Origin of the sequence: Streptomyces sp. CC224B, from assembly GCF_030010595.1 — a bacterium.
In the GTDB taxonomy this organism is placed as follows: Bacteria; Actinomycetota; Actinomycetes; order Streptomycetales; family Streptomycetaceae; genus Streptomyces; species Streptomyces longispororuber.
Map to the genome: position 1 here is coordinate 1 of NZ_JASCXL010000006.1, position 26,523 is coordinate 26,523.

A 26,523-nucleotide genomic window follows, 5' to 3' on the forward strand; every position below is an offset into this window, starting at 1 on the left:
CGGCCGCCTCCCCGGTGCCGTCGGGAGCGGCGGCGGCCACGGCGTCGGCGTAGGCGGCGCTCGCGCGCAGGGCCCGGGCGGTGGCACGGCGCTCGGGGCCGTGCGGGCGCAGCGGCGCGGGCGCCATGCACACCAGCCAGGCCAGTGCCCCGGCGCCGAGCGTCATCGCGAGGTGGCCGGGCACCTGGCCGAGGCGCTGCGGCGCGAACAGGCTCGCCGAGCTGACGAAGGTCAGGATCAGATGGCCGGGCGGGCCGACGCGGGTGGCGTCGCAGAGGGCCTTCTGGGCGGCAGCGAGCAGCGCCCCCACCGCGACGAGCACCGCGGCGCCCGGCGCGAGCGCGGCGGCGGTCAGCGCCACGGCCACGCTCGCCGCCATGCCGGCCACGACCCAGGCCAGGGCGCGGGCCCGGGCGGCGTACGGGAACTGGTGGGTGTACAGGGCGCAGAACGAGCCCGCCATCGTGTACATCACCAGGTCGAGGCGGTCGAGCGCGAGCAGCGTCAGATGCGGCACGGCGGTGGCGGCGACGACGCTCAGCGCGGGCTTGAACCAGATGTCCGAGGGCGCGTTCAGGCGCAGTACGCCGGCGAGCGGCAGTCGGTGCGGGTGCGTGCGGGAGGCGGGGCGGGTGCGGAAGCCCGGGCGGGTGCGGAAGCCCGGGCGGGTGCGGAAGCCCGGGCGGGAGGGGCGGGTCGGGGGTGGGGCGCTGCTCATGAGAGAGAAGGTTAGCAAGTGTTTTACCTGAAAAATAAATGAGGGCGCAGGCAGTCACGCTCCGGCGGCCCGGTCACGCCCCAAGCGCGGCAGGGCGGGGCGGGGTCGCGCTCAGTCGCGCCCCGCGTGAGGCGCGGCCGTGCTCCGGGCGCGGGAGGCACGTGCACCGCACCCGGCGCGAGGCCCGTGGTGAGCCCGCCCCGCTCCCCGTCCGCGCTCCCGCCGTACACCCGTGCGCTCCCGTACGCCGCCCCGGTCCCGGGCATCGACCCGTCAACGGCGACGACCGTCGATCGAGGAGGTGCCCGGTGCACGGACCCGGTTCGGCGAGCTGGCTGCTCGTGGCGCTCTGCGCGGCGAGCGGCGCCTACTGCCTGCTGCGCACCCGCAGCTCCGTCGCGGAGCAGCGCCGCGCGGCGGGCAGCGAGGCCCTGATGGGCTTCGGCATGGCGGTGATGGCCGTCCCGGCCGCCGTGCTGTCCCCGCCCCGCGGCGCCTGGCTCGTGTACACGGCGGTGTTCGCCGCCGCCGGGCTGCGCACGGCGTGGACGGCCCGGCGCGACCCGCACCACCTCCACCACCTGCTCGGCGCCGGGGCGATGGTCTACATGTCGGCGGCGATGACCACCGCCCCGGGCGGGGCCCACGGGGGCGGGCACGGCGGCGGGGGCGTCCCGGCGCTGACCGGCGTCCTGCTGCTGTACTTCACCGCGCACGTCCTGGCCTCGGGCGCCCGGCTCGCGCCGGTGGGCGCGGCGGCGGCCCCGGAGGCGGGCGTCGTGCGCTGGGCGGACCGGCCGGAGCTGGCGCTGGTGTGCCGCCTGGCGATGAGCATGGGGATGCTGGCGATGCTCCTGACGCTGTGAGGGCTCCTGTGGCGGGGCCGGGTCCGCGGGGCGGCGGGCTCCCGTGACGGGGGTCGGCCCGCCGGGCGGGGGTTCGCGTGGCGGGACCGGGTGGGGGGCTCGCGTGGCGGGCTCAGGCGGCGGGCGCAGGGCTTCCGTCGCGGGACCGGTCCGCCGGGCGGCGGGCTCCTGCGGCGGAGCCGGTCCGCCGAGCGGCGGGCTTCCGCGGCGGCACCGGGCGCCAGGTTCCCGTGACGGGACCAGTACGCCAGACGCCGAGCCTCTGTGACAGGACCGGCCCGGCCGGCGTCGGCGGCCCGGCGTGGCATGCGTCACTTCACGGGGAGGGCCCGTATCCCCGCGCGGGGCGCCCCTCATAGGGTTGACCCATGATGGTCCCCGTCGCGCTGTTGCTGCTGGGCGTGCTGACCGCCGTCTTCGCTCCCCGGATGCTCGCGCGGGCGGAGTGGCCGGAGCGCGAACCGGTGGTCGCGCTGTGGGCCTGGCAGTGCGTCGTGGCGGGCGTCCTGCTCTGCTGCGCCCTGTCCATGACGTTCAGCGCGGCGGCCGCCTGGCAGGCGGTGCGCGGCCATCTGTTCGCGCCCGCGCCGCGCGGCGTGGTGGAGGCGTACGCGCTCGGCCAGACGCCGTGGGCGACCGTGACGGCGGTGGCGCTGGCCTGCGGCGGCGCTTGGACGGCCGTGATGCTGACCCGCGAGATCGCGCTGGCCCGGGCGCGGCGCGCCCGGCGCCGGGCCGAACTGGTGGTGCGCGCCCCGCTGTTGCCCGGCGAGGAGCCCGGCGCCGACCGGCTCGTCGTCCTGGAGGGCGAGCAGCCGGACGCCTGGTGGCTGCCCGGCACCGCGCCCCAACTGGTCGTCACCACCGCCGCGTTGCGCCGCCTCAAGGGCCGCCAGCTCGACGCGGTGCTCGCGCACGAGCAGGGCCACGCGCGGGCCCGGCACGACTGGCTGCTGCACTGCTCGGCGGCGCTCGCCGCGGGCTTCCCGCAGGTGCCGGTGTTCGCCGCGTTCTGCGACGAGATGCACCGGCTGGTGGAGCTGGCCGCGGACGACGTGGCCTCGCGCCGCTTCGGCCGGCTGACGATCGCCCTGGCCCTCGTCGAACTGAACGAGGACCGGGGCGTGTTCGGTCCCTGCCCCACCGCCCACGCCCACGTGCCGCAGCGGGTGCACCGGCTGCTGGCCGCCCGGCCCCGGCTGACCGCCGGACGCCGGCTGCGGCTCACCGCGGCCGCCGCGCTCGTGCCGGTCGTACCGCTCCTGGTGGCGTTCGTCCCGGCGCTCCGCGCGCTCGGTTAGGCACCGCCGCCGTCCGTCGTCCAGGATCGTTCCATGGATTCCGCACCGCCCCCGCCCCCGCCCCGGCCCGCCTCCCGCGCCCCGCGCGCGGCCCTGCTGCTCGCCGTGCCGTCACTGCTCCTGCTCGTCCTGGTCTCCGCCGAGTGGCAGCCGCTGCTCACACTGGACGGCGACGTGGCGCGCACCACGCACCGCTGGGCGGTGGAGCACCGGGGCGCCACCGACGTCGCCCGCGTCCTGACGGACTGGGTGTGGGACCCGTGGACGATGCGCGCCCTGTGCACGGTCGTCATCCTGTGGCTCGCCGGGCAGCGGGCCTGGTGGCTCGCGCTGTGGCTGGCCGGGACCTGCCTGGCGGCCTCGATCTTGCAGCAGGGCATGAAGGCGGCGGTGGGCCGGGACCGGCCCCGGTGGCCGGACCCGGTGGACTCCGCGCACTACGCGTCCTTCCCGTCCGGGCACGCGATGACGGCGGCCGTGGCGTGCGGGCTGCTGCTCTGGCTGGCGCGTCTGTACGGCCTGGGCGCGACCGTCCGGCGGGCCGGGCTCGCCGTGGCCGTGGTGTCCGTGGTCGGCGTGGGCCTCACCCGGGTGTGGCTGGGGGTGCACTGGGCCTCGGACGTCGTCGCCGGCTGGCTGCTCGGCGCGCTGACGGTCACCGTGGCGATCGCCCTGTACGAGCGCTACGCCCCCGCCCCACGGCGGCCGGTCCTCGACGAGCCCGCCGAGACCCGCGCCTGACCGGGCCGGTCCGCCGGGGCACGGCCCGCCCGCCGAGGGGTGGTTGACCGCGCCCTCGGCGGCCGCGGAGGATCGCGGCATGGCGATCAAAGGCGTGCTGTTCGACTTCTCCGGAACGCTGTTCCGCATCGAGTCCGCGGCCTCCTGGCTGCGGGCCGCGCTCACCGCGCGGGGGCTCGCCCTGCCGCCGCGGGAGGAGGCCCGCCTTGCCGCGGCGCTGGACCGGGCGGGCGCGCTGCCGGGCGGCTCCCCGGCCCTGGACGTGCCCGCGCACCTCGCCACCCTCGTCGCCCGGCGCGACGAGAGCGCGGAGCTGCACCGCGCCGCCTACACCGCTCTGGCCAGGACCGTGCCGCTGCCGGACCCGGCCCTGTACGAGGCGCTGTACGACCGCCACATGGCCCCGGAGGCCTGGCAGCCCTACGCGGACGCGCTCGACGTCGTCCGCGTGCTCGGCTCGCGCGGGGTGCGGGTCGGCGTGGTCAGCAACATCGGCTGGGACCCGCGGCCCGTCTTCCGCGCGCACGGCCTGCACCCGTACGTGGACACGTACGCCCTGTCCTTCGAGCACGGCGTCCAGAAGCCGGACCCGCGCCTGTTCGCGCACGCCTGCGCGGTGCTGGGCGTCGACCCCGCCGAGACGCTCATGGTCGGCGACGACCGCCGCGCGGACGGCGGCGCGGCCACGCTCGGCTGCACCGTCCACTTCGTGGACCACCTGCCGGCCGCGGCCCGCCCGGACGCCCTGCGCCACGTCCTGACCCTGGCCTCCCCGGCCTGACGCCCCACGCGCCCGAGGCGCACCGCCCGCCGTACGGACCCGCACCGGGCCTGCGCCACGGACGGAGGTTCGTCCCATTCCGCCCGGCCCGGTCGAACGACCGGTTCCTGTCTGTCCCGGCAACCACCGGTCGTCGACACTGCTACCGACACCCACAGCCGCACCCACACCGCCTCGGGAGCACGCATGAGGAGACGGCCGCGCCGCGCCCTGGCCGCCACGGCGACGATCATCGGCGTGGCGGGCGCCCTCACCCTCGCCTCGCCCGCTCCCGCGAGCGCCGCGACCACCGCTCACTGCGTCAGCGCCTCAGGGCACCGGGACGCCCTGTCGCACCGCGGCAGCCTGCGCGCGGAGCTGGCCTCCTGCCCCGACTTCACGGACTCCGGCGCCCCCTACACCTTCTTCGTCGACGCCTTCTACTCCGCGGAGGTATACGGGGTGCCGCCCCGTGTCGGCTTCGTCCGCTACGACGACCAACTGGCGGACTGCACCGCCGTCACGGTCGAGGGAACCCTCTTGAAGGCCACCGGCTGCCACATCACCCGTCAACCGCGGCCCGATGCCGATCGGCCCTCTCGCTGAGCGGCGCCCGGCCCCTGCGCCGGCGGGCGGCTGCGCGCCGGACCGGCGCGGCCACGGCTCGTTGCCCGAGGGCGACCGCGCGGCGCGACACGCCCGGCCGAGGGGGTGAGGCGTGACAGGGACGCGGGACCCTCAGACCTCGTAGGTGTCGACGCGCGCAGTGGGGCGTAGCCGCACCGGGTCGCCGCCGGAGGACTCCTTGGCCCGGCGCCTGCGCAGCAGCTCCCAGCACTGGTCCAGCTCGCGCTCCAGATCGCCCAGGCGGGCCCGCTCCGTCGCCTCGTCGATCGCCCCGGTCGCCAGTGACTCCCGCAGGGTCTTCTCGGCGTCGACCATCTCGGTGATCCGCGCCAGGATCTGCTGTTGGTCCATGTTCACGCGCCTCCTCTGCCCCTTTGGATCACTGTAAGGAGACGGCGCCGGATCGGCGAGGAGAGCGCGGGCGGGGCGTCACGGGACGCACCTGTGGGCAGGCAACACTCCCCCGCGGTGTTACCTGCCCCCAGGCAGCACCGGCCCCTGTCGGCCAGGGCCGGTATGCCCTGAGTATATTGGCTGTGAGCCAGTCAACGCAGGAGTTACAGGATGTCCCCCCGTAGCCCATCGGTCAATGAAGAGTTGCGGCGGCGTTCCCGGGAGCGGCTTCTGCAGGCGACGGTGGACCTGGTGGGCGAGCGCGGCTACGAGGCGACGACGCTCGCGGACATCGCCGACCGCGCCGGTTCCGCGCGCGGCCTGGTGTCGTACTACTTCCCGGGCAAGCGGCAGCTCCTGCAGTCGGCGGTGCACCGGCTCATGCACCTCACGTTGCAGGAGGCGCTGGAGCGGGAGCCGCGCACCGAGGACGGGGACGAGCTGCTCGCCCGCGCCATCGACGCGATACTGGGCCTCGCGCGGGACCGGCCGGTCCTGATGCGGACGCACATGGCGGGCATCCTCCAGGCCGAGGGCTTCGTGCAGTGCCCCGAGCAGCAGCGCCTCGCCTCCCTGCTGCGCGACACGGTGGACAAGCACGGCGCGCCGGACGCGGAGACCGACTACCGGATGCTGCGCGCCCTGCTGATGGGCGCGGTGTTCGCGCTGCTGATCCCGGGGGCGCCGATGCCGTTCGCGCGGCTGCGGGCGGAGCTGTTCCAGCGCTACGGCCTGGACTGGAAGCTCGGCGTCCCGCCGGGCGACGAACCGCCCGACGGGACGTACCGGGCCGGTGCCGGGCCCGGGGCGCCATGACCCCGGGCGGTCCGGACCACCGGCTCAGTGGTGGCCGAAGTACTCCGGCTGGGTCTGCACGTTGAGCTCGCGCAGCCGTACCCGCTCGGCGGGGGCGGTGCGCTTGTCGTGGAGCTTCAGCACGTCGAAGCCCTTGACCATGTCGTTCGAGTAGATGTGGCCGTTGTAGTAGTACGCCGACCACGAGCCGCCGCCGACGAGGGTGTCCGCGGAGATCGGGCCGCGCTCGAAGTAGGCGATCTCCTTGGGCCTGGTGGAGTCGGTGAAGTCCCACACGGAGACGCCGCCCTGGTACCAGGCCTGGACCATGAGGTCCTTGCCCTTGACCGGGATGAGCGAGCCGTTGTGGGCCACGCAGTTCTCGGTGTCCGCCTGGTGGCGCGGGATCTTGAAGTAGCTCTTGAAGACGAGCCTGCTCCTGTCGCCCCGGCCCTTGATCTCGTAGATGCCGTCGGCGCCGCGGTTCGGGCCGATCTCGGCGTTGCAGGTGGCGCCGCCGCCACCGCCGAGCTCGTCGGTGAACACGACCTTGTCGGCACGCTGGTTGAAGGTCGCCGAGTGCCAGAACGCGAAGTTCACGTTGTCCTGGACCCGGTCGATGACCTTCGGGCGTTCGGGGTCCTTGATGGAGAACAGGATGCCGTCACCCATGCACGCGCCCGCCGCGAGGTCCCTGGAGGGCAGCACGGTGATGTCGTGGCAGCCGGTGGTCTTGGAGACGCCCGGGTTGGTCGGGGCGCCCGGGTTGCCGCCGCCGTCGGGGCCCTCGCCCGGGAACAGCACGGGGAAGCCGACGACCGCCGCCTTCTGCGGGGCCTTGCGCGGCACCTTGATGACGGAGATGCCGTCGTGCGGCGGCTGGCAGTCGGGGAACGCCGCGTTCGGCGCGTAGGAGGAGACGTAGACGTACACGTCGGAACGCTCGGGGACCAGCGTGTGGGTGTGCGAGCCGCAGGCGGTCTCGACGGCGGCGACGTAACGCGGGTTGCGCTTGTCGCTGATGTCGAAGACCTTCATGCCCTCCCAGGAGGACTTCTCCGTGGCCGGCTGCGTGGTGCTGGCGCACGAGCTGTCGCTGCGCGAGGAGTCGGTCGACAGGAACAGCAGGTTGCCGGAGACCGAGACGTCGTTCTGGGACCCCGGGCAGAGCACCTGGGCGACGGTCCTGGGCTTCCTGGGGTTGCTGATGTCGAAGATGCGGAAGCCGTCGTAGTTTCCGGCGAAGGCGTACTTGCCCTGGAAGGCGAGGTCGGAGTTGGTGCCGGGCAGCGCGTCCTTGGGGATGTTGGCGAGGTGCTCGATGTTGTCGGAGTGGACTATCTCGTCGGGCGCGGGGATCTTCCCGTCCCTGATCGCCCGCCTGGTGTCGGCGGCGTCGGACTTCGAGACCTTCTTCGGGGCCGCGGGGCTGTCCCCCGGGTCCGGGGTCGCCGCCGCGGGCACGGCGGTGAGCAGCGCGGCGAGGAGCCCGGCCGCGGCCGTGGCGACTCCCAGACGTCTGCGCCGCGTTCGGGCTTCGTGCAACAAAGTCACTGCGTCCTCCCTTGTGGCCGTTCGACGGTGAACGGTTCACGGACACCCGCAGTATCGTGCTCTACATGCACAGATCAACAGAGGGCGGCAGGGTCGTCATGAACATTCCACACGGGTGATACTCACCCGACGTGCCCGTACGGACCCAACTGCCCCGCCCGCACCAGGAGGTTGCCGTGCCCCGCTTTCGTACGTCCTGCGCCCCTCCGTCCGTCGCGCGGGCCTCCGCCGCCCGTACGTCCGGCGCGCGTACGCCCGTTGCGCGGGTGTCCCTCGGCCGCGGCTGGGCCGTGGCCGCGCTCGTGGCGGCCGTCGTGCTCGGGGGCGGGGCCTGCGACTCGGGGTCCGGTTCGGGGGGCGGCTCCGACGCCAAGTCCGGTGCGTCGTCCGGGCCTTCGGTGATCGCGCCCGGCAAGCCCGGTGAGACAGCCGCGACGCTGTCCGCCGAGGAGGCCGCGAGGAAGCGGACCGACGACGACAGCCCGAACTCGGCGGACTTCGACTACGTCGAGAAGATGATCCCGCACCACACCCAGGCCCTGGAGATGACCCGGCTCGTCCCCGAGCGGGCGCGGTCGACGAAGGTGAAGCGGCTCGCGGACCGCATCAGCTCCGCCCAGAAGCCCGAGATCGGCGCCATGGAGCGGTGGCTGAAGAGCCACGGCGAGAAGCGCGGGAAGCCGCGGCACGGCGGGCACCACGACCACGCCGGGATGCCCGGCATGGCCACCCCGGCGCAGCTCAAGCAGTTGCGGGCGGCCAAGGGCGAGGCCTTCGACGAACTCTTCCTGAAGCTGATGATCACGCATCACCAGGGGGCGCTCACCATGGCCACGGACGTCCTCTCGGAGGGCAACAACCTCCTCGTCGAGGAGATGGCCAACGATGTGGTGGCGCAGCAGACGAGTGAGATCAACCGGATGCGTGGGATGACGGGCTGACCTCGCCCGCCGGGGTGCCGTCGGCTCGCCCGGGACGGCGCCCCGCCATCCGGGCGACGCTTCCTCTCCCCCTGCGGGCGCCCCGGTGCGATGCTGGGACCAACCGGCATCCAGCCGTCCCGGGGGCACCTCGCGGAAGGAGCGCCGCCGTGCACGTAGCCGTCGTGGGATCGGGTCCGAGCGGGGTCTACACGGCCCAGAGCCTGGTGCAGCAGGACCGGGTGCCCGGGGTGCGGGTCGACGTGCTCGACCGGCTGCCGTGCCCGTACGGCCTGGTGCGCTACGGCGTGGCGCCCGACCACGAGAAGATCAAGTCCCTCCAGAACAACCTGCGGGCGGTCCTGGAGCACGAGCGCGTACGGTTCTTCGGCGGGGTCGAGATCGGTCCCGGCGGGGTGTCCCCGGCCCGGCTGCGGGAGTGCTACCACGCGGTCGTGTACTGCGTGGGCGCCGCCGCGGACCGCAGGCTCGGCGTGCCCGGCGAGGACCTGCCCGGCAGTTGCTCGGCGACGGAGTTCGTGTCCTGGTACAGCGCGCACCCGGACGTGGCGGTGCGCGGCTGCGGGCCCCCGGACCGCTTCGTGCGGGGCGTGGAGACGGCCGTCGTCATCGGCGTCGGGAACGTCGCCGTGGACGTGGCCCGGATCCTCGCGCGCGGCGCCGCGGAGCTGGCGGCCACCGACATGCCGCACGAGGCGCTCGGCGTGCTGGCGGAGAGCCGGGTGCGCGAGGTGCACATGGTGGGGCGGCGCGGGCCCTCGCAGGCGCGCTTCACCACGAAGGAGCTGCGCGAGCTGGGCTCCCTGCCCGACGCCGACGTGGTCGTGGACCCGGAGGAGCTCGCGCTCGACCCGGCGTACGCGGACCCGTCGGGGCTGCCCGCGGCGAGCCGCCGCAACGTGGAGGTGCTGCGCGACTGGGCCGGCCGCCCCCCGCGCGGGCGGGCGCGCCGGATCCGGCTGCGGTTCTACCTGCGGCCGGTGGCGGTGACCGAGGCGGCGGGCCGGGTGGGCGGCGTCCGGTTCGAGCGGACGCTGCCGGACGGGCACGGCGGGGTGACCGGGTCCGGCACCTACGAGGACATCGAGGCGCAGCTCGTCCTGCGCTCCGTGGGCTATCGCGGGGTGCCGATCGACGGGCTGCCCTTCGACCCGGCCCGCGGTACGGTGCCGCACGCGGCGGGCCGGGTGCTGCGGGACGGCGCGGTCTCGGCCGGTGAGTACGTGGCGGGCTGGATCAAGCGCGGGCCCACGGGTGTGATCGGCACGAACCGGCCGTGCGCCAAGGAGACGGCCCTGTCCCTGCTCGACGACGCCCCCGCCCTGGCCCGGCGGGCCGTGCCGGGCGATCCGCCGGCCGCGCTGCGGGCGGCCGGGGCCGAGCCGATCGAGTGGCCCGGCTGGCTGGCGATCGAGCGGGCCGAGGCGGAGCTGGGGCGGTCGCTGGGGCGCGGGTCGGTGAAGATCCCGGACTGGGCGGGGCTTCGCGAAGCGGCTGCGCGGGGCGCTGCGCTTGGCTGAGCGGGGGGTGGCCCTTGCTTGGGGCTGAGGGGAGCTTCGGCTTGGGTTGATCGGCCTTCGGCCTCGTCCTCAAACGCCGGACGGGCTGATTCCCCCGTCCATCGCGCCTCCCCTTCCCCCTGCGGGTGACTAGACGGCCTTCGGCCTTGTCCTCAGACGCCGCCGGACGGGGTGCTTTCGGCTGTTGCTCTTTCCTCCTGGCGGGTCGCTGCCAGGAGGACGCTGTCCAGGAGGCCGGGGAACAGGGTGTCCAGGTCGGGGCGGCGCAGGGCGTTGAGTTTGGCCGTGCCGCGGTAGATCTGCTGGATCACGCCCGCCTCGCGCAGGACGCGGAAGTGGTGCGTGGACGTGGACTTGGTGACCGGGAGCTCGAAGTCCGAACAGGTCAACTCCGCGGCGCGGCGCGCCAGTTCCCGCACGATCAGCAGCCGCTGCGGGTCGGAGAGCGCGTGCAGCACGCCCTCGAGGCGGATGTCGTCGCGCGCCGGGTGGTCGAGCACGCGCGTGCTCGGTGCGGCGGTCGTCATGGCGGCTCCCCTGCGGACGGGCGGACTGGCGTACGGGACGCCCTCATCGTACGAGACCTCTCGTAGTTTGACAGGTCCCGTACTACGGTGCCTATCGTACGAGGGTCGTACGCCCACCCCTCTTCGAAGGAGTCCGCCGTGAGCGCGCTGTTCGAGCCCTACACCCTGCGGAACCTGACCATCCCCAACCGCGTGTGGATGGCGCCGATGTGCCAGTACTCCGCCGAGGCGACCGGGCCCGGCGCGGGGGTCGCCACGGACTGGCATCTGGCCCACTACGCCGCCCGTGCCGCGGGCGGCACCGGACTGATCCTCACCGAGGCCACCGCGGTCAGCCCCGAGGGCCGTATCAGCCCCTACGACCTGGGCATCTGGAACGACGACCAGATCGCGCCGCTGCGCCGGATCACCGACTTCCTCAAGAGCCAGCACTCCGTACCGGGCATCCAGATCGCCCACGCGGGCCGCAAGGCGGCGACCGACGCCCCCTGGCTCGGCGGCGGCCCGCTCGGCCCGGACGCGGGCGGGTGGCAGCCGGTCGGCCCGAGCCCGGTGGCGTTCGACGAGCGCCACCCCGTGCCCACCGAGCTGACGGTGGACGGCATCCGCAGGATCGTCGGCGAGTTCGCGGACGCGGCCCGGCGCGCCCTGGCCGCGGGCTTCGATGTCGCCGAGGTGCACGGCGCGCACGGCTATCTGATCGGCGAGTTCCTCTCCGCGCACAGCAACCGGCGGACCGATGCCTACGGCGGCGACTTCGCGGGCCGTACCCGTTTCGCCCTGGAGGTCGTCGACGCCGTGCGCGCGGTGTGGCCCGACGACAAGCCGCTGTTCTTCCGGATCTCGGCCACCGACTGGCTGGAGGACGGCGTCCCCGGCTGGACCGCCGACGACACCGTGCGGTTCGCGCCGCTGCTCAAGGAGCACGGCGTCGACCTCCTCGACGTCTCCACCGGCGGCAACGCCGCGGGCGTGCGCATCCCGGCCGGGCCGCACTACCAGGTGCCCTTCGCCGCCCGGGTCAAGGCCGCGACGGACCTGCCCGTCGCGGCCGTGGGACTGATCACCGAGGTCGCGGAGGCCGAGAAGATCCTCGCCAACGGCGAGGCCGACGCGGTCCTGCTCGGCCGGGAGCTGCTGCGCGACCCGTCCTTCGCCCGCCGGGCCGCCCGCGAGCTGGGCGCGGACGTGCACGTGCCGAACCAGTACCTGCGCTCCGTCTGAGGCGCGCGGACGCGCGAGCGCCGCCGGGAGGACTCCCTCCCGGCGGCGCTGTGCGTGCGTGGTCCGGCGGCGGGCCGGACGCGGGGGCCGCCGCGGCTCAGGTGCCGGGCTTGCGGCCGTAGACGAAGACGTCGTCGCCCTTGCGCAGCATGTTCCAGTACGTCACGGCGTCCTTCTTGTTCATGTTGACGCAGCCGTGGGAGCCCGGCGGGGACCAGACGCTGATGCCGACCGAGTGGAAGGCCTGGCCGCCGTCGAAGAACTGGCTGTACGGCATCGGCACGTGGTAGAGGCTCGACACGTGGTCGATGTCCCGCCAGTAGACCTTCTTCAGGCCCGTGCGGGTCTCGTGGCCGTTGCGGCCGGTGCGCACCGGGACCGGGCCGTACTTGAGCGTCTTGCCGTCCTGGATCCAGCTGAGCTGGAGCGTGAGGTCGACGCAGGCGATGCGGCCCTTGTCGGTCGGGCACTTGCCCGCCTTGTTGGGGTTGTTGCCGACCGCCTTCTGCTTGTTCATGAGGTTCATGACACCCCAGGTGACGCTGCCCGCGTACCCGGCGTTCGGGGTGATCTTGTGCTTGGTCTGGAAGGCCTTGATGGCCTTGCAGTCGGCCGCCGACTGCTTGCCGTCCACCGGGCGGCCGAGGAACTTCTCGACCTGCTTCTGGTACGGCCCGGTCTGCGTCGAGCACGACGCGGCCTGTGCGCTGCCGGCTCCGAGAGCCACCGTGAGCGGGGCCACCAGCACGGTGATCCCCAGGGCAACGGCTCCTCGTCTGCGTATGTCCCCCACTGTTGTCCGCTCCCTCATGCGTCGTTCGTCATCGTTCGTCATGTCCACGTGTGGATTCCCCCTGCTAGACAGTCGATGCCCGGGGTTCGTTGCAGGGTGAATTGACACAGGTGTGTAACAGGGGGTGTTTTGTCGCCGGACGGGCCGCCCGGCCGGCCGGCCCGGCGACCGCCCCGCCCCGCGGTTCCGGGCCGCCTCACCCGCCCGGATCACCTCACACGCCCGGGTCGCAGCAGCTGTCCCTGCGCATCAGGCGGCCCACCTCCAGCCAGTCCGTGCCGCGGGGCGCGCGCCGGGCCGCCGTCGGGAAGGCGCCGACCAGCTCGTCGGTCTCGTACGGCGTGCCTCCGCGCAGGACGCCGACCGTCCGCACCAGCGTGGCGAAGTCCGTGAACGGGTCGCCGTCGACGAGGGTCAGGTCCGCGATCCGGCCCGCCTGTACGGTGCCGAGGTCCTGGTCGACGCCGAAGAGCCGGGCGGGCAGGACCGTCGCGGTGCGCAGGGCCTCCGCCGGGGAGAGCCCGCCGCGGTGCAGGGCGCGCAGCGCCATGTGCAGGGACAGGCCGACCGGCACGATGGGCTGGTCGGTGCCGAGCGCCACGAGGCCGCCCGCGGCGAGGACGCGCCGGTAGACGTCGGTCTCCCGGCGGAGCGTGGCGAGCTGGGCCGCGGTCGGTGGCGCGGCGGCCTGCCTGCGGACGGTCTCGACGTCCCAGGGCGGCATGACCGCCGTGACCCGGGGGTCGTCGGCGAGCGCGGGGGCGGCGCCGATGAGCGGTACGGACGTGAACGGCGTGGCGATGAGGGAGAAGGCCGCGCCCCGGGCGGTGTAGATCTCGGTGACGTCGTCGTAGGCGCGGCCCGATGCGGTGGTGGCGTGTCCGAACTCGGCCCGCTGCGTGGCCTGGAGGTGGGTGGTCAGGTCCTGGCCGGTCTGGATGCCGGGCGACAGGAAGTGACTGCCCGCGCGCACGCCGAGCCGCTCGTGGGCGAAGCGCGCCGCCTCCTCCATGATCCAGGCCGGCGCCCGTACGTACGTCTTGACGACGTCCCAGTCGAGCTGTTCGGCGCGCTCCAGGGAGCGCCTGAGGCCCGCGCGGGTGCGGTGGGCGCGGCCCATGCTGTACGCGACGCGGCTGCCGTCGAGGAGTTCGCCGCAGGTCAGCAGGCGCGGCCCGGCGAGCTGGCCGGTGGCCACCGCCTCGCGGACGCGCGCCTGCTCGTAGGAGAAGCCGCCGAGGGAGACCGTGGTGGTGATGCCGTACGTGAGCTGGCCGACGGTCTGCCGGGCGCCGTAGGTGCTCTGCCAGGGGTGGGTGTGCGTGTCCCACAGGCCGGGGAGCACGGTGCGGTCGGAGGCGTCGATCCGGCGCTCGGCGCGCCGGCCCGCGCGGTGCGGCGCGACCTCGGTGACACGGCCGCGGCGTACGACGACGTCGACGTCGTCCCGGACGCGGTCACCGGTGCCGTCCCAGAGCCGTCCGGCGTGCACCACGGTGTCGGGCGGTGCGGGTCTGCGCTGGTCGAGGGGGACGCGGACGGTGCGGGCCCGGCCGCCGTCGACGCCGATGAGGCGCAGCCGGGTGCCCGAGAGGTACAGCAGCGTCCTGGAGTCGCCCGACCAGCTCGGGTGGTCGGCGGGTTCGGTGGTGAGGGTACGGAGCTTGCCGCGCGGGGTGCCGTCGGCCGCGACGGGCAGCAGGCACAGGGCGGACTCGACGATCACGGCGAGCCAGCGGCCGTCCGGCGACCAGACGGGCCCGGAGTCGTAGCGGTCGGCGACCGAGGTGTGCGGCGCGACGGCGTGCAGGCGGTCCTCGCCGGTGGCGGTGTCGACGACGCGGACGAGGTTGTACCCCTCGCGGAAGCGGAGGCTGAGGCGGTTGCGGTCGCACAGGGCGAGGTGGCGGCCGTCGGGCGACCAGCTGGGGCGGCCGGGCAGTCCGCCGCCGCCCAGGGGTTCGGCCAGGACGCGTTCGGTGCCCGCACCCAGGTCGCGGACGACGAGCCGGCCGGTGAGGTCGAGGCAGGCGAGGCGGGTGCCGTCGGGCGAGAGCGCGGGGTGCACCCGGCCGCCGGTGGCCAGCGGGGTCTCGGTACCGGTGGCGAGGTCGTGCCGGTACACGCCGAGGAGTCCGTCGCGGTCGTCGGCGTACACCAGGGAGCGGCCGTCGCGCGCCCACGACGGCCCGAGGAGGTAGCGCGTGGGCCCCGCCCGCCGCAGCCGGCGCGGTGCCCTGCCGCCCGTGGTGCCCGCCAGCCACAGCGAGTTGAGGGCGGCGAACGCGACGTGCCGTCCGTCGGGCGAGAGCGCGGGCAGGTGGATGCCGCGCACCGGGCGCACCCGGCCCTCGCCGAGGTCGTACTCCTTGACGCGGTACCGGGGCCGGTCCACGGACAGCACCCCTTCGAAGGGGAGGGGGCGCGGCGTCCCGGGTGCGTCGGGGCGTACGAGGGTGAAGCGGCCGTCGACGGTGAGCAGCAGCTCTCCGTCCCGGGTCCAGCGGGGCGGCACGGGCGCGACGTCCCCGGGCACGGCGACGGGCTCGCCGTCGACGACGAGGACGCAGGAGCCCTCGGGCGCCGCCGTGGTGCGCAGATAGGCGAGGCGGCGGCCGTCCGGGGCCGGGGCGGGGGTCATCACCTGGGCGTTCGCGGTCTCGGTGTGCACGGTGGCGACCGGGCCCTGGCCACGGGCGGGCACGGAGGCGACGGTGCGCGCCTGGAGGGACACGCCGGTGGCGGTGGTGACGCCCCTGGCCCGGACGAACACGACGCGGTCGCCGTCCGGGGACCAGGCCGGGTCGAAGTCCTCCCAGGGGCCGTCCTGGTGGGGCCCGTCCTGGCCCGGCAGGCCGGTCAGGCGGGACACCTCGCCGGTGCGCACGTCGAGGACGTGGACGCGGTAGGCGCTGCCCGCCACCGGGTCGCCGCCGCGCTCGGAGGCGAAGGCGATCCGGGTGCCGTCCGGGGACCAGGCCGGGCCCCGGTCGTCCCAGGGGCCGTCGGTGCGCTGCCGCAGGCCGGTGCCGTCGGGGCGCACGGTCCAGATGTGGTAGCCGCCGTCGCGGTAGGCGCTGAACGCGAGGAGCCGGCCGTCGGGCGCGTACACCGGGCGGGAGGGTTCGAGCTCGGCCGGGGTGAGCGGCACGGCCTTGCCACCGTCGGCCGGTGCGGCCCACAGCACGTGCTGGACCTCGGCGACCAGCCGGTCTCCGGCGGGCGAGAGGGTCGCGGAGCCGTTGGTGGCGCGCGTGAAGGACAGGGCGACGCCGCCGGTGGCGGGGCGGGCGGCGGCGGGCGCGGGCGCCACGGCCCCGCCGGCGGCCGCGGCGGCGACGCCCGCCGCACCGGTCGCGACGAGCAGTTGACGCCGGCTCAGCGAGACGGGGCCGGACGGGGCGGGTGCCTCCGGAGCGGGCCGGGGCGGGGCCGTCGCCCCGGGAACGGGGTGGGGCGGGGCGGATGCCTCCGGCACGGGGTGGGGCGGGGTGGGTCCCGCCGGTGCGGGCCGGGGCGGGGTGGACGTCGCCGGAGCGGACGGGGACGAGGAAGGAGAGGACGGCGCTTCAGGGTTCCTGTCAGGGTCCATGGCACAGCACACTCGCGCACCTCAGGGGCCGTGAGCAACACCGCCTGCACGCACTGTCACGGTCCTCGCCGCACCCGCCCTCGGCCCGCGCCCTCGCCGCACCCGGTCCTCGCCGCGCCCGCCCCCGGCCCGCGCCCTCGCCGCACCCGGTCCTGGCCGCAACACTCCCTCGCGGCCCCCGCCCGCGCCCGTCCGCGTCCTCGTACGCGGCGCCCTGCACAGCGCCGTTGGCCACCCGGCGGCACGGCACCTCCGACCGGGGTGCGCCGGGCAGGGTGCGCCCGGCGGGCTGTGCCCGGAGGGGTACGCCACCGCGGGCCGGTCAAGGGCACCTCCGGACGCCGGGCTTCCCGGCCACCCCGGTCGCCCCGGCCGCAACTCCCGTACCACCCTAGGGACTTCCCTAGGTGCCGCACCGACGCGAGGGGTCCCGGGCCGACCCTATTCTGGTCGCCCTTGCCGAGCGTCACGGCTGTCACGCGCCCCGGCTGCCGCCGCCACGGCGGTCGTCACCCGCACGCGTCTCGGCCCGCGCCCCGCAGTGGCTCAGGAGGCGTTGTGCGCTATGTCATCGAGGTGTACCGCTCGCACGACGGGGTGTGCGGCAACGTCGTGCCCGAGGACTCGGAGTGCCCGCACCCGTTCCACGGCTGGCTGGAGCTGCTGTCGCTGCTCGAGCCGGAGCAGCCGGAGGCCGTCGGCCTCGGCGACCCGGCGCCGGAGGAGGCGCCCTAGGGTCCCACCCGTACCGCCGTCCCCCCTTGTCGCGTGGTGCGCGTCCGCGCGGATACCGGCACGTGCCTTGTGCGGAGGGACCGTCGGCCGTCATCGTGGAATTCATGGCCATGTGTCCGGCACAGGTCGCCCGCCCCCCGCGGCCCCCCGCGGCCGCCGCCCCCGCGCGGGGGCGCCGATGACGCCTGAGGACGTCGGCCACGACCGCCGCCACGCCCCCGTGACCGACGACGCCTTCTGCGGACGCGCGCGGGAACTCGACGCCCTGCGGGCCGACTTCGCGGACGCCCGCGCGGGCACGCCGCGCGTCGTGCTCCTCGAAGGGCCCGGCGGCATCGGCAAGACGGCCCTGCTGCGCCGCTTCCTCGACACGCTGGACGGCCCGTGCGTGCTGCACGCGAGCGGTGAGGAGAACGAGAGCTCGCTGCCCTGCGGCGTCCTCGCCCAGCTCGTCGGGCAGAGCCCGCTGCCGGTCCCCGAGACCCTGGCCGGGCTCATGCGCGCGCCGCAGTCGCTGCACGCCAACCTGCCGCCCCTCGCCGCCGGTTTCGGCCTGCTCGACCTGATCGGCGAGGTCCAGGGCAAGGGCCCCGTGGTCCTCGTCGTGGACGACGCGCACTGGGCCGACCCCGAGTCCCTGAACGCGCTCACGTTCGCGCTGCGCCGCCTGCGCCACGACCGGGTCCTCGCCGTCGTCGCGCTGCGCGACCCGTACGTGCCCGAGCTGCCCGACGGCCTGCGCCGCCTGCTCACCGCCCCGCCCACGCGCCGCCTGGCCCTGGACGGCCTGAGCCCCGACGAGCTGGCCGCGCTCAGTGACCGGCTTGGCGGGGCGCGCCTGCCCCACTCGGCCTCCGTACGGCTGCGCACCCACACCCACGGCAACCCGCTGCACGCCCGCGCGCTGCTCGACCAGGTGCCGTCCGCGGTGCTGCTGGACGTCACGACGCCGCTGCCCGCGCCGCGGTCGTACGCCATGCTGGTGCTCGCCAACCTCGCCGGGTGCGGGCCGCAGACGCAGCGCCTGGTGCAGGCCGTCAGCGTGCTCGGGATCTCCTGCCGGCTGCGGACCGCGGCCCGGCTCGCCAAGGTCGCGCAGCCGCTGCCCGCCCTGGAGCGCGCCGTCAAGGCGGGGCTGCTGCGCGAGTCGCCCGCCGGGACGTCGGCGCCCGAGGTCTCCTTCCCGCATCCGCTGGTGCACGCGGCGGTCTACCAGGACATCGGGCCCGCCCAGCGCGCCGCCCTGCACGAGCGGGCCGCCGCGCTCGTCGAGGACGAGTACACGAAGCTGCGGCACCGCGTGCTCGCCGCCACCGGACCCGACGAGCAGCTCGCCGACGCCCTGGCCGCGTGCGCGCGCCGCGAGGCCGCCACCGGCCAGTGGGCCGTCGCGGGCACCCATCTGCGGCACGCCTCGCGCGTCGCGACCAGTGCGACGGAGCGGGACCGGCTCGCCGTGGAGGCCGTCGAGGCGCTGCTCCTGGACGGCCGGGTGCAGGAGGCCGCGGAGCTCGCGGGCGGTCTGCCGGAGTCCGCGGACCCGGCGCTGCGCGGCTACGTCCGCGGCTATGTGGCGCGGGTCCAGGGCCGCACCCAGGCCGCGTGGACGCTCCTCGTGGACGCCTGGGAGAGCTGCGACCGCGGCCGCTACCCGTGTCTCGCGGCGCGCGCCGCCGAGCAGTTGAGCTACGCGGCCGTCATGTGCGGGCAGGCCGCCGTGGCCGCCCAGTGGGCCGAGCGCGCCCAGCGGCTCTCCACCGACCAGGGGCCGAGCCGGATGCTGCGCTTCAACCACCTGGTGGCGCTCGGCCTCAGCGGCCGGGCCAAGGAGGGCATCGCGCTCGCGGGCGAGCTGCCGGACCCGATGATCGTGCCGCTGCGGAGCATCGACCTGCTGCTGGCGCGCGGCCAGTTGCGCCTGTGGTCGGACGACCTGCGCGGGGCGCGCCAGGACCTGCTCGGCGCCGTCACCAACTGCCGTACGACCACGGTGCCGCTGCGGCTGCTGTCCGCATCGGCGCTGGCACAGACACTGCACCGGCTCGGGGAGTGGGACGAGGCGCTGATCCACGCCGAGTCCTCGGCCTCCATCGCCGACGACGCCGACCAGTCCTGGCTGCAGCCGGTCACGCACGGCGTCGCCGCGCAGATCCTCGCCGCGCGCGGCGCCTTCGACCGCGCGGCCGAGCACCTGCGCACGGCCGCCGAGGTGCCCGGGGGCGCGGAGACCCCCGTGGCGTACGCGTACGGGGTGTGCGCCCAGGGCGCCACCGCGGACGCGCGCGGCGAGCCCCGGGCGGTCGTGACGGCGCTGCGCCCGCTCCTCGCCTTCGCCGAGCAGGACGGCGTCAACGAACCCGGCGTCGTGGACTGGCAGCCGCTGCTCGTCGACGCCCTCGTCCAGCTCGGCGAACTCGACGAGGCCGAGGCGGTGCTCGCCCCCTTCGAGGAGCGCGCCCGGGCGCGCGGGCGGCACTCGGCGCTCGCCGCCGCCGCGCGGGCCCGGGGCAACCTGCTGGCCGCGCGCCGCGACACCCAGCGCGCCCAGTCCGCGTACGCCCGGGCGCAGGACCACGCGGCGCAGGTACCGCTGCCGTTCGGGCAGGCCCGGGTGGCCCTCGACCACGGCGCGTTCCTGCGCCGCCTGGGGCGCCGCTCCCTCGCCATCGCCCAGTTGCAGGCGGCGTACACCACGATGACCCGGCTCAAGGCGCTGCCCTACCAGGCCCGTTGCGTACGCGAGCTGAACGCCTGCGGGCGCGCGGTGTCCGCGCCGGCGGCCGGCGGGCCGGCGCACGACGGCGCGGGCGAGGCCCTCGACGGGGCGCTCACGCCGCAGGAGCTCGCGGTGGCGCGGCTCGCCGCACAGGGGCAGACCAACCGGCAGATCGCCACCACGCTCGCGCTGAGCGTCAAGACCATCGAGTACCACCTCGGCCACACCTACGCGAAGCTCGGCATCACCTCGCGCATCGGCCTGGTGCGGCGGCTCGGGCCGCAGGAGCGGCCGTCGCCGTCGGCGGGGTGAGCGCCGGGCGCGACCGGGGCGCACCGGGGTAAACCCCGGCACGCTCCCGGAGGCGCGGAACCGCCCCGGCCCGTACGTTCGTGCCGGACGGCAGGGCGTCGGCGGGACCCCTGGAGGTGGCCCGATGGCTTCGATCACACGCGCGGCGGCCGGAGACGAACGGCCCGCGCTGCGGCTGCGTCTGCTCGGCGGATTCCTCCTCACGCGGGACGCTCCGGGCGGGCGCCCCGCTCAGGGCGCCGACGCGGCATACACGGAGGACGCACAGGGCGCGGAGGACACAGAGGGCACGGACTGCTGCTGCGAGCGGGGCGGGGAGCCGCTGGAGGTGCCCGCCAGCGGGCAGCAGGTGCTGGCCCGGCTCGCGCTCTACGGGGCGGCCAGCCGCTCCGAGCTCGCGGGCACGCTGTGGCCGGACGCCACCGAGACGCGGGCCCGGGCGCGGCTGCGGACCGCCATGTGGCGTCTGAACGGGGCCGGTTCGGCCCTGTCGGACGCGGGCGGGGGGACGCTGGCCCTGAGCTGCCGGGTCCGCGTCGACCTGCAGGCCTTCACGGTGGCCGCGCGCCGGGTGCTCACCCGGGCGCCGGTCCGGCTGCGGCCCGCCTACCACCTGCTGCTGTGCGGCGGGGAGCTGCTGCCGGGCTGGCAGCAGGAGTGGGTGGCCTTCGAGCGGGAGCGGCTGCACCAGTTGCGGCTGCACGCCCTGGAGGCGCTGTCCGCCCGCCTGGTGGCGATGCGGGCGTACGGCGCCGCCCTGGAGGCGGCCCTGGAGTGCACCCGTATCGACCCGCTGCGCGAGAGCGCCCACCGCGCGGTGGTCTCCGTCCACCTCGCGGAGCACAACCTCACCGAGGCGGTACGGCAGTTCGAGCGGTTCCGCGGGCTGCTGCGCGGCGAGCTCGGCGTGGAGCCGTCGGGGCAGTTCTCGGCGATGCTGCGGCACGCGACGGTGTGACGCGGTGGTGTGCCGGGCCCGGGGGCGGCGGGCCCGGTGACGCGGCGGTGTGACGCGGCGGTGACGCCCGCCCGACACGATGGACATGCCTCGTCCAGGTCGCGGGGAGAAGGGGGAACTCCCCTGATGGAGCGCGGCTCGGCCGACCGGCCGCCAGCTCGGCCCGCTCCACCCTGGACGAGGCTTTCCCGCACCGCCACCACCGCGCGTGCCGCCGTACGTACAGGCCGCCGCGGGTACGGGTAGCCGTACGTACAGGGGGACCGCGTACGCGCCGGGGCTGAACCACCCCCCGCGTGGCTCAGCCCCGACTCCCCCGACCCCCGGCTCCCTCGGCGTCCGGACGGCTAACCGGCGCGTCCTCGGGCGGGGCCCGGCCCCCGCAGCCCCTCGATGGCCCGCTCCACCGGCCGGTGGGGCAGTCCCGTCCTGCGGCACAGCTCGTCCCGGGACACGTCGTGCAGGACGTCCTCGACGGTCCGGCCCTCCAGGCCCGCGATCTCCTGGATGTAGGCCTGGACGCGGCCGACCGGGTCGGCCGTCAGCGGGCGCCTGGCGGTCGGGCCCTGCGGCAGGGGCCCGCCGCGGGCCGTCGGCGGGTCCGGCCGGTGCTCGCGCTCCAGCCAGGTGGTCCACACCCCGCGCCCGACCAGGCGCTCGGCGGCGGCTTCCGCGGCCGAGCCGTCCTCGATCACCCCGGGGTCGACGCCGTCGGCCTCGACGAGCAGGCGGCAGGACGCGGCCAGCATGGGCGGTGAGGAGACCGGCCCGGACAGTCCGTCCCCGTCGAGGAGCGTGCACAGCGCGGCGACGTCCGGGTGCCCGGGCAGGTGCGGGGCGAGCCGCCGCACGACCTCCTCCAGGCGCCGCAGGTCGGGCCTGTGGTCGAGCAGCATCGCGTGCGCGCCCACGACGCCGAGCAGCGGATCGGCGTGGTCCGACTCCAGCATCGGGAAGAGCTGCTGGTCGGAGATGAGGTCGATGCCCTGCCGCAGCCCGGAGAGCGCCGCCTCCCGGGCGAGGCTCAGCTCCTCGTCCAGGGGGCTCCAGCCGGCGCCGAGCGGCGCCATCTCCACCGACGCGTGCTGCGGCTGGGCGCCGTGCGGCCCGTTGCCGACGAAGACGAGGGTGGTCCAGCCCTCGGTCACCCACAGCGCCTGGGCCAGCGGCAGGCCCTCGCCGGACGGCCTGCGCAGCCGCAGCCGGTAGCCGCCGGGCGGCAGCGGTCCGCTCCACACCGACCAGCCCTCCCCCTCGTCGACGTGCCAGCCGGCCTCGCCGCCGTCCACGGCCTCGCCGCTCTCCGCGCCGATCTCCAGCGCGTACGGGTCGAGCCGCCGGCCGTGGCGCAGGTTGCGCAGCAGGACCATCACCGTGGGCGGGCCGCTCAGGCAGGTGGACTGCCGGCTCCAGCGGACGGCGGCGGCCCGGTGCCCGGCGTGCGCGGTGGCGGTCCGCCGCACGGGCGCCTGCGCCGGGATGCGCGGCAGGGGCAGGCGCCGCGTGCACGCCTCGGTGCCGACCTCGACGTACTGGGAGGCCACGGCGCCCGCGAAGCGCTGCTCGATGCGGTAGATGCCGGGGGCCACGGTGGTCTCCAGGGTGCCCATGCCGTACGCCACCTCGCGCAGGGCCTCGTCGGTGACGGTGACGCGCACGGACGGGGTGTCGGGGATGACGACGAACGGCACCTCGGTGCGGGCGCGGTCAGAACTGGACACCGTGGCCTCCTGTGGTGACGACCTCGAAGTACCCGCCGGAGCGGAGGTCCGGCGCGGTCGGGCTCTCCGGCACGACCCGGTACAGGCCCGGCCGGAGCGACAGCACGAGCCCGGCCTCGTGGCCGGTGCCGGGGTCGACGTACAGGCGGCGCGGCTCGGTCACGTCGCGGCCGCGCAGCTCCACCCAGCCGCCGAAGCCCGCCGGGAAGCGCAGGGCCACCGGGTAGGAGCCCACGCCCTGGAGACCCTCGGCGAAGACGATCGGGGTGCTGGTCTCGCGCAGGAACCGGGCCTCCTGCGGGACGAGCGCCTGGGCGGTGCCGTCCCGCACGTGGCGGCGTACGTAGCCGACAAGGCTGTCGGAGGTGACGGTGCCCTCGGAGGTGACGGTGCCGCCGCCCGCCCCGCGCAGCCCTTCGAGCAGGGCGGTGGTGAAGTGGCCGCGGGCCCGGTTCGGGTCGGGTGTCCGCTCCTCGTAGGCGGGGTCGCCGAGCGAGGTCGCGTAGCCGACGAGGCACTCGACCTTGTCGGGCGCCTCGGTGGTGTCGGTGAACGGCGGGCCGAAGGCGGTGACCCCGCCGAAGCGGGTGCGGCAGCAGTCGGCGAAGAAGACCACCTCGTGGAACGGCGACGCCGACTCGTACCAGGACAGGTAGGGGCGGACGGCGATGTGGTTGCCGAGCAGGTCGATCGCGGCGTTGGCCATGAGCAGCGCGGCGTCGCCGCCGAACGGGGCGATGCCGTGGCCCGCGAGGAACACGTACAGGCGCGTGTCGGCCCAGGAGCCGCCCTCCTCGACGGCCTTGCGGACCGCGCGGTGCGTCTCGTACAGGGCGCGGTTGACGCTCTCCCGGGTCGGTACGACGGTCAGCACGTCGGCCGCGTGCTCGTCGCGTTCGGTGGCGGTCACCAGCGTGACGTTGCCCTCGGGCACGTTGCCGCCGGCCGGGTCCACGAGCCAGTCGCGGAACCGGCCCGCGTCGCCGCGCGCCCCGCGCAGGTCGCTGATCGCCGGGTAGCGGTTGATCCCGACGACCACGGCGTAGTGCACGTCTTTCACGAGCCTTTCCCCCTGTTTCCCCCTGGTGGGGTCTCCCCCTGGTGGAGCCGTGCCGGAGCCGTCGCCGGCTCAGTCGGCGAGCATCCTGGCGAGGCTCGCCAGGACCTCCGGGTCGTTGTCGAAGCCCGCGTGGCTGCGGGCGCCGGAGGCCAGGCCGGGGCCGCCGTCCACGGGCGACCACACGGTCCGGGTGCCGTCCGCGCGCAGGAAGGCCCGCAGGTCCCGGGCGTCCGGGCCGCCCGGCTCATCGGCCAGGAACCAGCGCTGCATGCCCGCGAGCGGCGCCACCGCGGTGTCCCCGTCGGGGCCGCGCTCCAGGACGGCGGAGACGAAGTACAGCAGCGAGCGCGGATACAGGAACGGCACCAGGTGGTCCGCGCGCTCGGCCTCGTCCGTCAGGGTGAACATCCGCAGGCGGCGGAAGAGCCCGGCCTGGCGCCGGACGACGCCGGCCAGGTCCTTGACCGTGCAGGCGGGCGCCAGGAGGGCGACGTCGCGGACGCGGAAGTCCTCCGGCAGCGGGTCGTCGGCCGCGGCGCGCCTGCGGGCCAGGTCGGCGAGGAGGTGGCCCATGAACACGGCGCCCGCGCTGTGTCCGACGAGCGTCACCTCGGGCCGGCTGCCGGAGGCGAGCAACTGGCCGAAGCGGTCCAGGAAGTAGCGTCCCGCGCGGGGCGGGCCCGCCTCGCCCGGGGCCCCGGCCGCGAAGGTCTCCGCGGTCTGCCGCTTCATGGCGTCCCAGACGGCCGCGCCGACGTTGGCGACGTAGAACTCGCGGAGTATCTCCTCCACGACGGTCGGGTACAGGCCGTGGTCGGTGCGGTGCCGGAAGCGGGCGACGACGGCGGAGACCACGCGGACGGTCCTGCGCACCAGGAGCGCGGAGGTGACCACGGCCCGGCGGTTCTCCGCGTCGGTGGTCCCCGCCGCGAGCTCGGCCACGGTGTCCGGGGACATGAGGGTGGCGACCGCCGCGCGCCCCCCGTTGATGTCGCGCGCGGCGGTCGTCCCGGGCGCCGAGCGCAGGACGGTCCCCGCGATCTCCCGGTTGCGCTCGGCGAGTTCGGTGTCCGCCGAGAGGTCGGCGGTGATGCGGACGCGCTCGGCCTCGCCCAGGGCGGGGACCTCGGCGGGCGGGGTGAGGCGCGCGTACGGCTCCTGTCCGGTGCGCAGCAGGGCGAGCTCGGCGGCCACGTCCCGGGTGGACGGGACGGTGAGACCGCCCAGGGCCCGGGTGCCGGGGTCCTGGAAGACGACGCCCGAGGCGAAGCGGATGACACGGTTCAGCAGGGTCTGGAAGACGCCCTCGCCCAGGATCTGCGGCAGGTTGCCCCGCAGGACCTCCAGCAGCCCGCTGCTCCACACGAAGAACACCGGCTCGGCGCCGGCGGCCGTGTACACCGGGGCGAGCCGCTCGGCCGTCGCGAAGCCGAGCGTGTCGTCGACGAGGCCGCCGTGGAAGTGCAGCACCACGCGCGAGCGGTCCTTCAGGCGCGCGACGAGCGCGTCGACGTCGTCGGTGGTGGTCGTGGCGAGCCGTCCGCCCGTGCCGCTGTGGACGCAGTTCCTGCCGGATGGGTGCATGTCGGACCTCCGGGTCCGCCGGGAGCGCACCGCAGTGGTCTGCGGCTCCCCACCGCTCCGGGCGGATGCCCACCGTAGGCCCGCGGCGGGCGCCGCGTCCCCGGGGACGGGCTCAGGGATTACCCCGGGGTTCGCGGCCCGCCCGTCCCGGCCGCCGGGGCCGTCTCCCGCGCTCCCCCGCGGCCGGCGGGCCACCGGGTCACGTCATCGGCTCCGCATCCACCGCGCCTCGTACGCCGCGTACGTCCCGTCGTGCGTCGCCAGGTGCACGAACTGGTCGACGTACTCCTTGAACGGCTCGTCCCCGCGCGGCAGCGCGTAGGCCTTCTCGGCGAAGGTGAAGGGCTCGTCGGGGCGGATCGCGCACAGTTCGGGGTGCAGCCCGGCCTGGTAGCGGGTCTCGCTCGCGTCGGTGATCATCACGTCCGCGCGGCCCTCGGCGATCTCCCGGAAGATCGTGGTGTTGTCCGGGTGGACGGTGATCGTGGCCCGCTTGATGTGCGCGCGGGCGAACTGCTCGTTGGTGCCGCCGGGGTTGACGACGACGCGGGTGCCCGGCCGGTCGATCCGCTGCAGCGTCCGGTACGCGTCCTTGTCCGCGCAGCGCGCGATCGGGGCCTTGCCGTCCTCGCGGGTCGGCTCGCTGAAGTACACCGTGCGGGCGCGCGGCAGGGTGACGGAGATGCCGCCGACGGCGATGTCGCAGCGGCGGTCGGCCACGTCGTCGACGATCTCCTTCCACGTCGTGGGGACGAACCGCGGCTCGGCGTCGAGGGACTTCGCCAGGTCGCGTGCCATGTCGACGTCGATGCCGCGGTGGCCGCCGCCGGCCTCGCGGTGCGTGAAGGGCCGGTAGTCGCCGGTCGTGCACACGCGCAGGACGCCCTTCCGCGGCACGGAGTCCAGGAGCGTGGAGCGGGCCCGGTCGGCGTGCCCCCGGCCGCCTCCGCCGGGCGAGGCGGGCGCGGCGGCCGTGACGACGAGCAGGCAGACCAGGGCGGACAGGGCGGCGGCACGCTGCATGGCGGGGGTTCCTCTCGTACGGGCGGCGTCGGCGGGGCCCCTGAGGGGTCGGGGCTCCGGTG

The 26,523-nt window shown here is 75.5% G+C and carries 21 protein-coding genes and 1 pseudogene; 12 read left to right on the forward strand and 10 right to left on the reverse strand.

The genetic code is table 11. The features are described 5' to 3' along the window. Nucleotides 1-718: pseudogene (locus QK440_RS03995) on the reverse strand (FUSC family protein); the annotation flags it as partial. Between the two features lie 308 nt (nucleotides 719-1,026). Here QK440_RS03995 and QK440_RS04000 point away from each other — a divergent pair. The 5 genes from QK440_RS04000 (at nucleotide 1,027) to QK440_RS04020 (ending at nucleotide 4,992) form a co-directional block, all read left to right on the forward strand. Then, nucleotides 1,027-1,584 carry a DUF5134 domain-containing protein gene (locus tag QK440_RS04000; RefSeq protein WP_282791533.1) on the forward strand — a complete coding sequence of 186 codons (558 nt, stop codon included), beginning with the start codon at nucleotides 1,027-1,029 and terminating at the stop codon, nucleotides 1,582-1,584. Between the two features lie 368 nt (nucleotides 1,585-1,952). Further along, complete coding sequence (locus QK440_RS04005) at nucleotides 1,953-2,885, forward strand: M56 family metallopeptidase (RefSeq protein ID WP_282791534.1); 933 nt, start codon at nucleotides 1,953-1,955, stop codon at nucleotides 2,883-2,885. 33 nt (nucleotides 2,886-2,918) lie between these two features. Next, entirely contained in the window at nucleotides 2,919-3,626 is a 708-nt protein-coding gene (locus tag QK440_RS04010) for a phosphatase PAP2 family protein (RefSeq protein ID WP_282791535.1), read from the forward strand. A gap of 79 nt (nucleotides 3,627-3,705) precedes the next feature. Continuing rightward, complete coding sequence (locus QK440_RS04015) at nucleotides 3,706-4,407, forward strand: HAD-IA family hydrolase (protein WP_282791536.1); 702 nt, start codon at nucleotides 3,706-3,708, stop codon at nucleotides 4,405-4,407. A 186-nt stretch (nucleotides 4,408-4,593) separates the two neighbouring features. Then, on the forward strand, nucleotides 4,594-4,992 hold the full coding sequence (locus tag QK440_RS04020) for a hypothetical protein (protein WP_282791537.1): 399 nt from the start codon (nucleotides 4,594-4,596) through the stop codon (nucleotides 4,990-4,992). A gap of 132 nt (nucleotides 4,993-5,124) precedes the next feature. On the opposite strand, the gene QK440_RS04025 is transcribed toward QK440_RS04020, so the two are convergent. Beyond that, nucleotides 5,125-5,364 (reverse strand): DUF2630 family protein, encoded by a 240-nt coding sequence (locus tag QK440_RS04025; protein WP_282791538.1) that lies wholly within the window; start codon nucleotides 5,362-5,364, stop codon nucleotides 5,125-5,127. Nucleotides 5,365-5,577: 213 nt separating this feature from the next. Here QK440_RS04025 and QK440_RS04030 point away from each other — a divergent pair, with 213 nt between their 5' ends. Further along, nucleotides 5,578-6,222, forward strand: a complete 645-nt coding sequence (locus QK440_RS04030) for a TetR/AcrR family transcriptional regulator (protein ID WP_282791539.1) — start codon at nucleotides 5,578-5,580, stop codon at nucleotides 6,220-6,222. Between the two features lie 24 nt (nucleotides 6,223-6,246). Here the strand turns inward: QK440_RS04030 and QK440_RS04035 are convergent, their stop codons facing one another. Beyond that, nucleotides 6,247-7,755, reverse strand: a complete 1,509-nt coding sequence (locus QK440_RS04035) for a hypothetical protein (RefSeq protein ID WP_282791540.1) — start codon at nucleotides 7,753-7,755, stop codon at nucleotides 6,247-6,249. A 314-nt stretch (nucleotides 7,756-8,069) separates the two neighbouring features. On the opposite strand from QK440_RS04035, the gene QK440_RS04040 reads away from it, so the two are divergent. Further along, nucleotides 8,070-8,696 (forward strand): DUF305 domain-containing protein, encoded by a 627-nt coding sequence (locus QK440_RS04040; RefSeq protein ID WP_282791632.1) that lies wholly within the window; start codon nucleotides 8,070-8,072, stop codon nucleotides 8,694-8,696. Nucleotides 8,697-8,845: 149 nt separating this feature from the next. Continuing rightward, nucleotides 8,846-10,216: an FAD-dependent oxidoreductase gene (locus tag QK440_RS04045; protein WP_282791541.1), complete on the forward strand. Its 1,371-nt coding sequence runs from the start codon at nucleotides 8,846-8,848 to the stop codon at nucleotides 10,214-10,216. 152 nt (nucleotides 10,217-10,368) lie between these two features. Here the strand turns inward: QK440_RS04045 and QK440_RS04050 are convergent, their stop codons facing one another. Next, complete coding sequence (locus QK440_RS04050; RefSeq protein ID WP_282791542.1) at nucleotides 10,369-10,743, reverse strand: helix-turn-helix domain-containing protein; 375 nt, start codon at nucleotides 10,741-10,743, stop codon at nucleotides 10,369-10,371. A gap of 138 nt (nucleotides 10,744-10,881) precedes the next feature. Here QK440_RS04050 and QK440_RS04055 point away from each other — a divergent pair, with 138 nt between their 5' ends. Next, complete coding sequence (locus QK440_RS04055) at nucleotides 10,882-11,967, forward strand: NADH:flavin oxidoreductase/NADH oxidase (RefSeq protein ID WP_282791543.1); 1,086 nt, start codon at nucleotides 10,882-10,884, stop codon at nucleotides 11,965-11,967. A gap of 97 nt (nucleotides 11,968-12,064) precedes the next feature. Here QK440_RS04055 and QK440_RS04060 read toward each other — a convergent pair whose 3' ends face one another. Both QK440_RS04060 and QK440_RS04065 read right to left on the reverse strand, forming a co-directional pair. Beyond that, entirely contained in the window at nucleotides 12,065-12,760 is a 696-nt protein-coding gene (locus tag QK440_RS04060; protein ID WP_282791633.1) for a L,D-transpeptidase, read from the reverse strand. A 214-nt stretch (nucleotides 12,761-12,974) separates the two neighbouring features. Then, nucleotides 12,975-16,142 (reverse strand): amidohydrolase family protein, encoded by a 3,168-nt coding sequence (locus tag QK440_RS04065; protein ID WP_282791634.1) that lies wholly within the window; start codon nucleotides 16,140-16,142, stop codon nucleotides 12,975-12,977. Nucleotides 16,143-16,910: 768 nt separating this feature from the next. On the opposite strand from QK440_RS04065, the gene QK440_RS04070 reads away from it, so the two are divergent. The 3 genes from QK440_RS04070 (at nucleotide 16,911) to QK440_RS04080 (ending at nucleotide 21,073) form a co-directional block, all read left to right on the forward strand. Beyond that, nucleotides 16,911-17,087: a hypothetical protein gene (locus tag QK440_RS04070; protein WP_282791544.1), complete on the forward strand. Its 177-nt coding sequence runs from the start codon at nucleotides 16,911-16,913 to the stop codon at nucleotides 17,085-17,087. 178 nt (nucleotides 17,088-17,265) lie between these two features. Then, a complete protein-coding gene (locus tag QK440_RS04075) occupies nucleotides 17,266-20,115 on the forward strand; it encodes a LuxR family transcriptional regulator (protein WP_282791545.1) in 2,850 nt (949 codons plus the stop codon). A 124-nt stretch (nucleotides 20,116-20,239) separates the two neighbouring features. Continuing rightward, nucleotides 20,240-21,073 (forward strand): BTAD domain-containing putative transcriptional regulator, encoded by an 834-nt coding sequence (locus QK440_RS04080; RefSeq protein WP_282791546.1) that lies wholly within the window; start codon nucleotides 20,240-20,242, stop codon nucleotides 21,071-21,073. A 347-nt stretch (nucleotides 21,074-21,420) separates the two neighbouring features. On the opposite strand, the gene QK440_RS04085 is transcribed toward QK440_RS04080, so the two are convergent. From QK440_RS04085 to QK440_RS04100, 4 genes are all read right to left on the reverse strand, one after another. Further along, nucleotides 21,421-22,794 carry a hypothetical protein gene (locus tag QK440_RS04085; RefSeq protein ID WP_282791547.1) on the reverse strand — a complete coding sequence of 458 codons (1,374 nt, stop codon included), beginning with the start codon at nucleotides 22,792-22,794 and terminating at the stop codon, nucleotides 21,421-21,423. After that, nucleotides 22,781-23,854 (reverse strand): caspase family protein, encoded by a 1,074-nt coding sequence (locus QK440_RS04090; protein ID WP_282791548.1) that lies wholly within the window; start codon nucleotides 23,852-23,854, stop codon nucleotides 22,781-22,783. The genes QK440_RS04085 and QK440_RS04090 overlap by 14 nt, the downstream gene beginning before the upstream one ends. 69 nt (nucleotides 23,855-23,923) lie before the next feature. Then, nucleotides 23,924-25,438 carry a hypothetical protein gene (locus QK440_RS04095; RefSeq protein ID WP_282791549.1) on the reverse strand — a complete coding sequence of 505 codons (1,515 nt, stop codon included), beginning with the start codon at nucleotides 25,436-25,438 and terminating at the stop codon, nucleotides 23,924-23,926. Between the two features lie 204 nt (nucleotides 25,439-25,642). After that, nucleotides 25,643-26,461, reverse strand: a complete 819-nt coding sequence (locus tag QK440_RS04100) for a transporter substrate-binding domain-containing protein (protein WP_282791550.1) — start codon at nucleotides 26,459-26,461, stop codon at nucleotides 25,643-25,645. Nucleotides 26,462-26,523: the final 62 nt, after the last annotated feature.

Excerpts from the sequence above, each read along its gene's own strand:
- QK440_RS04005 (WP_282791534.1), top strand. The coding sequence starts at position 1,953 with ATGATGGTCCCCGTCGCGCTGTTGCTGCTGGGCGTGCTGACCGCCGTC.
- QK440_RS04010 (WP_282791535.1), top strand. The coding sequence starts at position 2,919 with ATGGATTCCGCACCGCCCCCGCCCCCGCCCCGGCCCGCCTCCCGCGCC.
- QK440_RS04015 (WP_282791536.1), top strand. The coding sequence starts at position 3,706 with ATGGCGATCAAAGGCGTGCTGTTCGACTTCTCCGGAACGCTGTTCCGC.
- QK440_RS04020 (WP_282791537.1), top strand. The coding sequence starts at position 4,594 with ATGAGGAGACGGCCGCGCCGCGCCCTGGCCGCCACGGCGACGATCATC.
- QK440_RS04025 (WP_282791538.1), bottom strand. The coding sequence starts at position 5,364 with ATGGACCAACAGCAGATCCTGGCGCGGATCACCGAGATGGTCGACGCC.
- QK440_RS04030 (WP_282791539.1), top strand. The coding sequence starts at position 5,578 with ATGTCCCCCCGTAGCCCATCGGTCAATGAAGAGTTGCGGCGGCGTTCC.
- QK440_RS04050 (WP_282791542.1), bottom strand. The coding sequence starts at position 10,743 with ATGACGACCGCCGCACCGAGCACGCGCGTGCTCGACCACCCGGCGCGC.
- QK440_RS04075 (WP_282791545.1), top strand. The coding sequence starts at position 17,266 with ATGACGCCTGAGGACGTCGGCCACGACCGCCGCCACGCCCCCGTGACC.
- QK440_RS04080 (WP_282791546.1), top strand. The coding sequence starts at position 20,240 with ATGGCTTCGATCACACGCGCGGCGGCCGGAGACGAACGGCCCGCGCTG.
- QK440_RS04095 (WP_282791549.1), bottom strand. The coding sequence starts at position 25,438 with ATGCACCCATCCGGCAGGAACTGCGTCCACAGCGGCACGGGCGGACGG.
- QK440_RS04100 (WP_282791550.1), bottom strand. The coding sequence starts at position 26,461 with ATGCAGCGTGCCGCCGCCCTGTCCGCCCTGGTCTGCCTGCTCGTCGTC.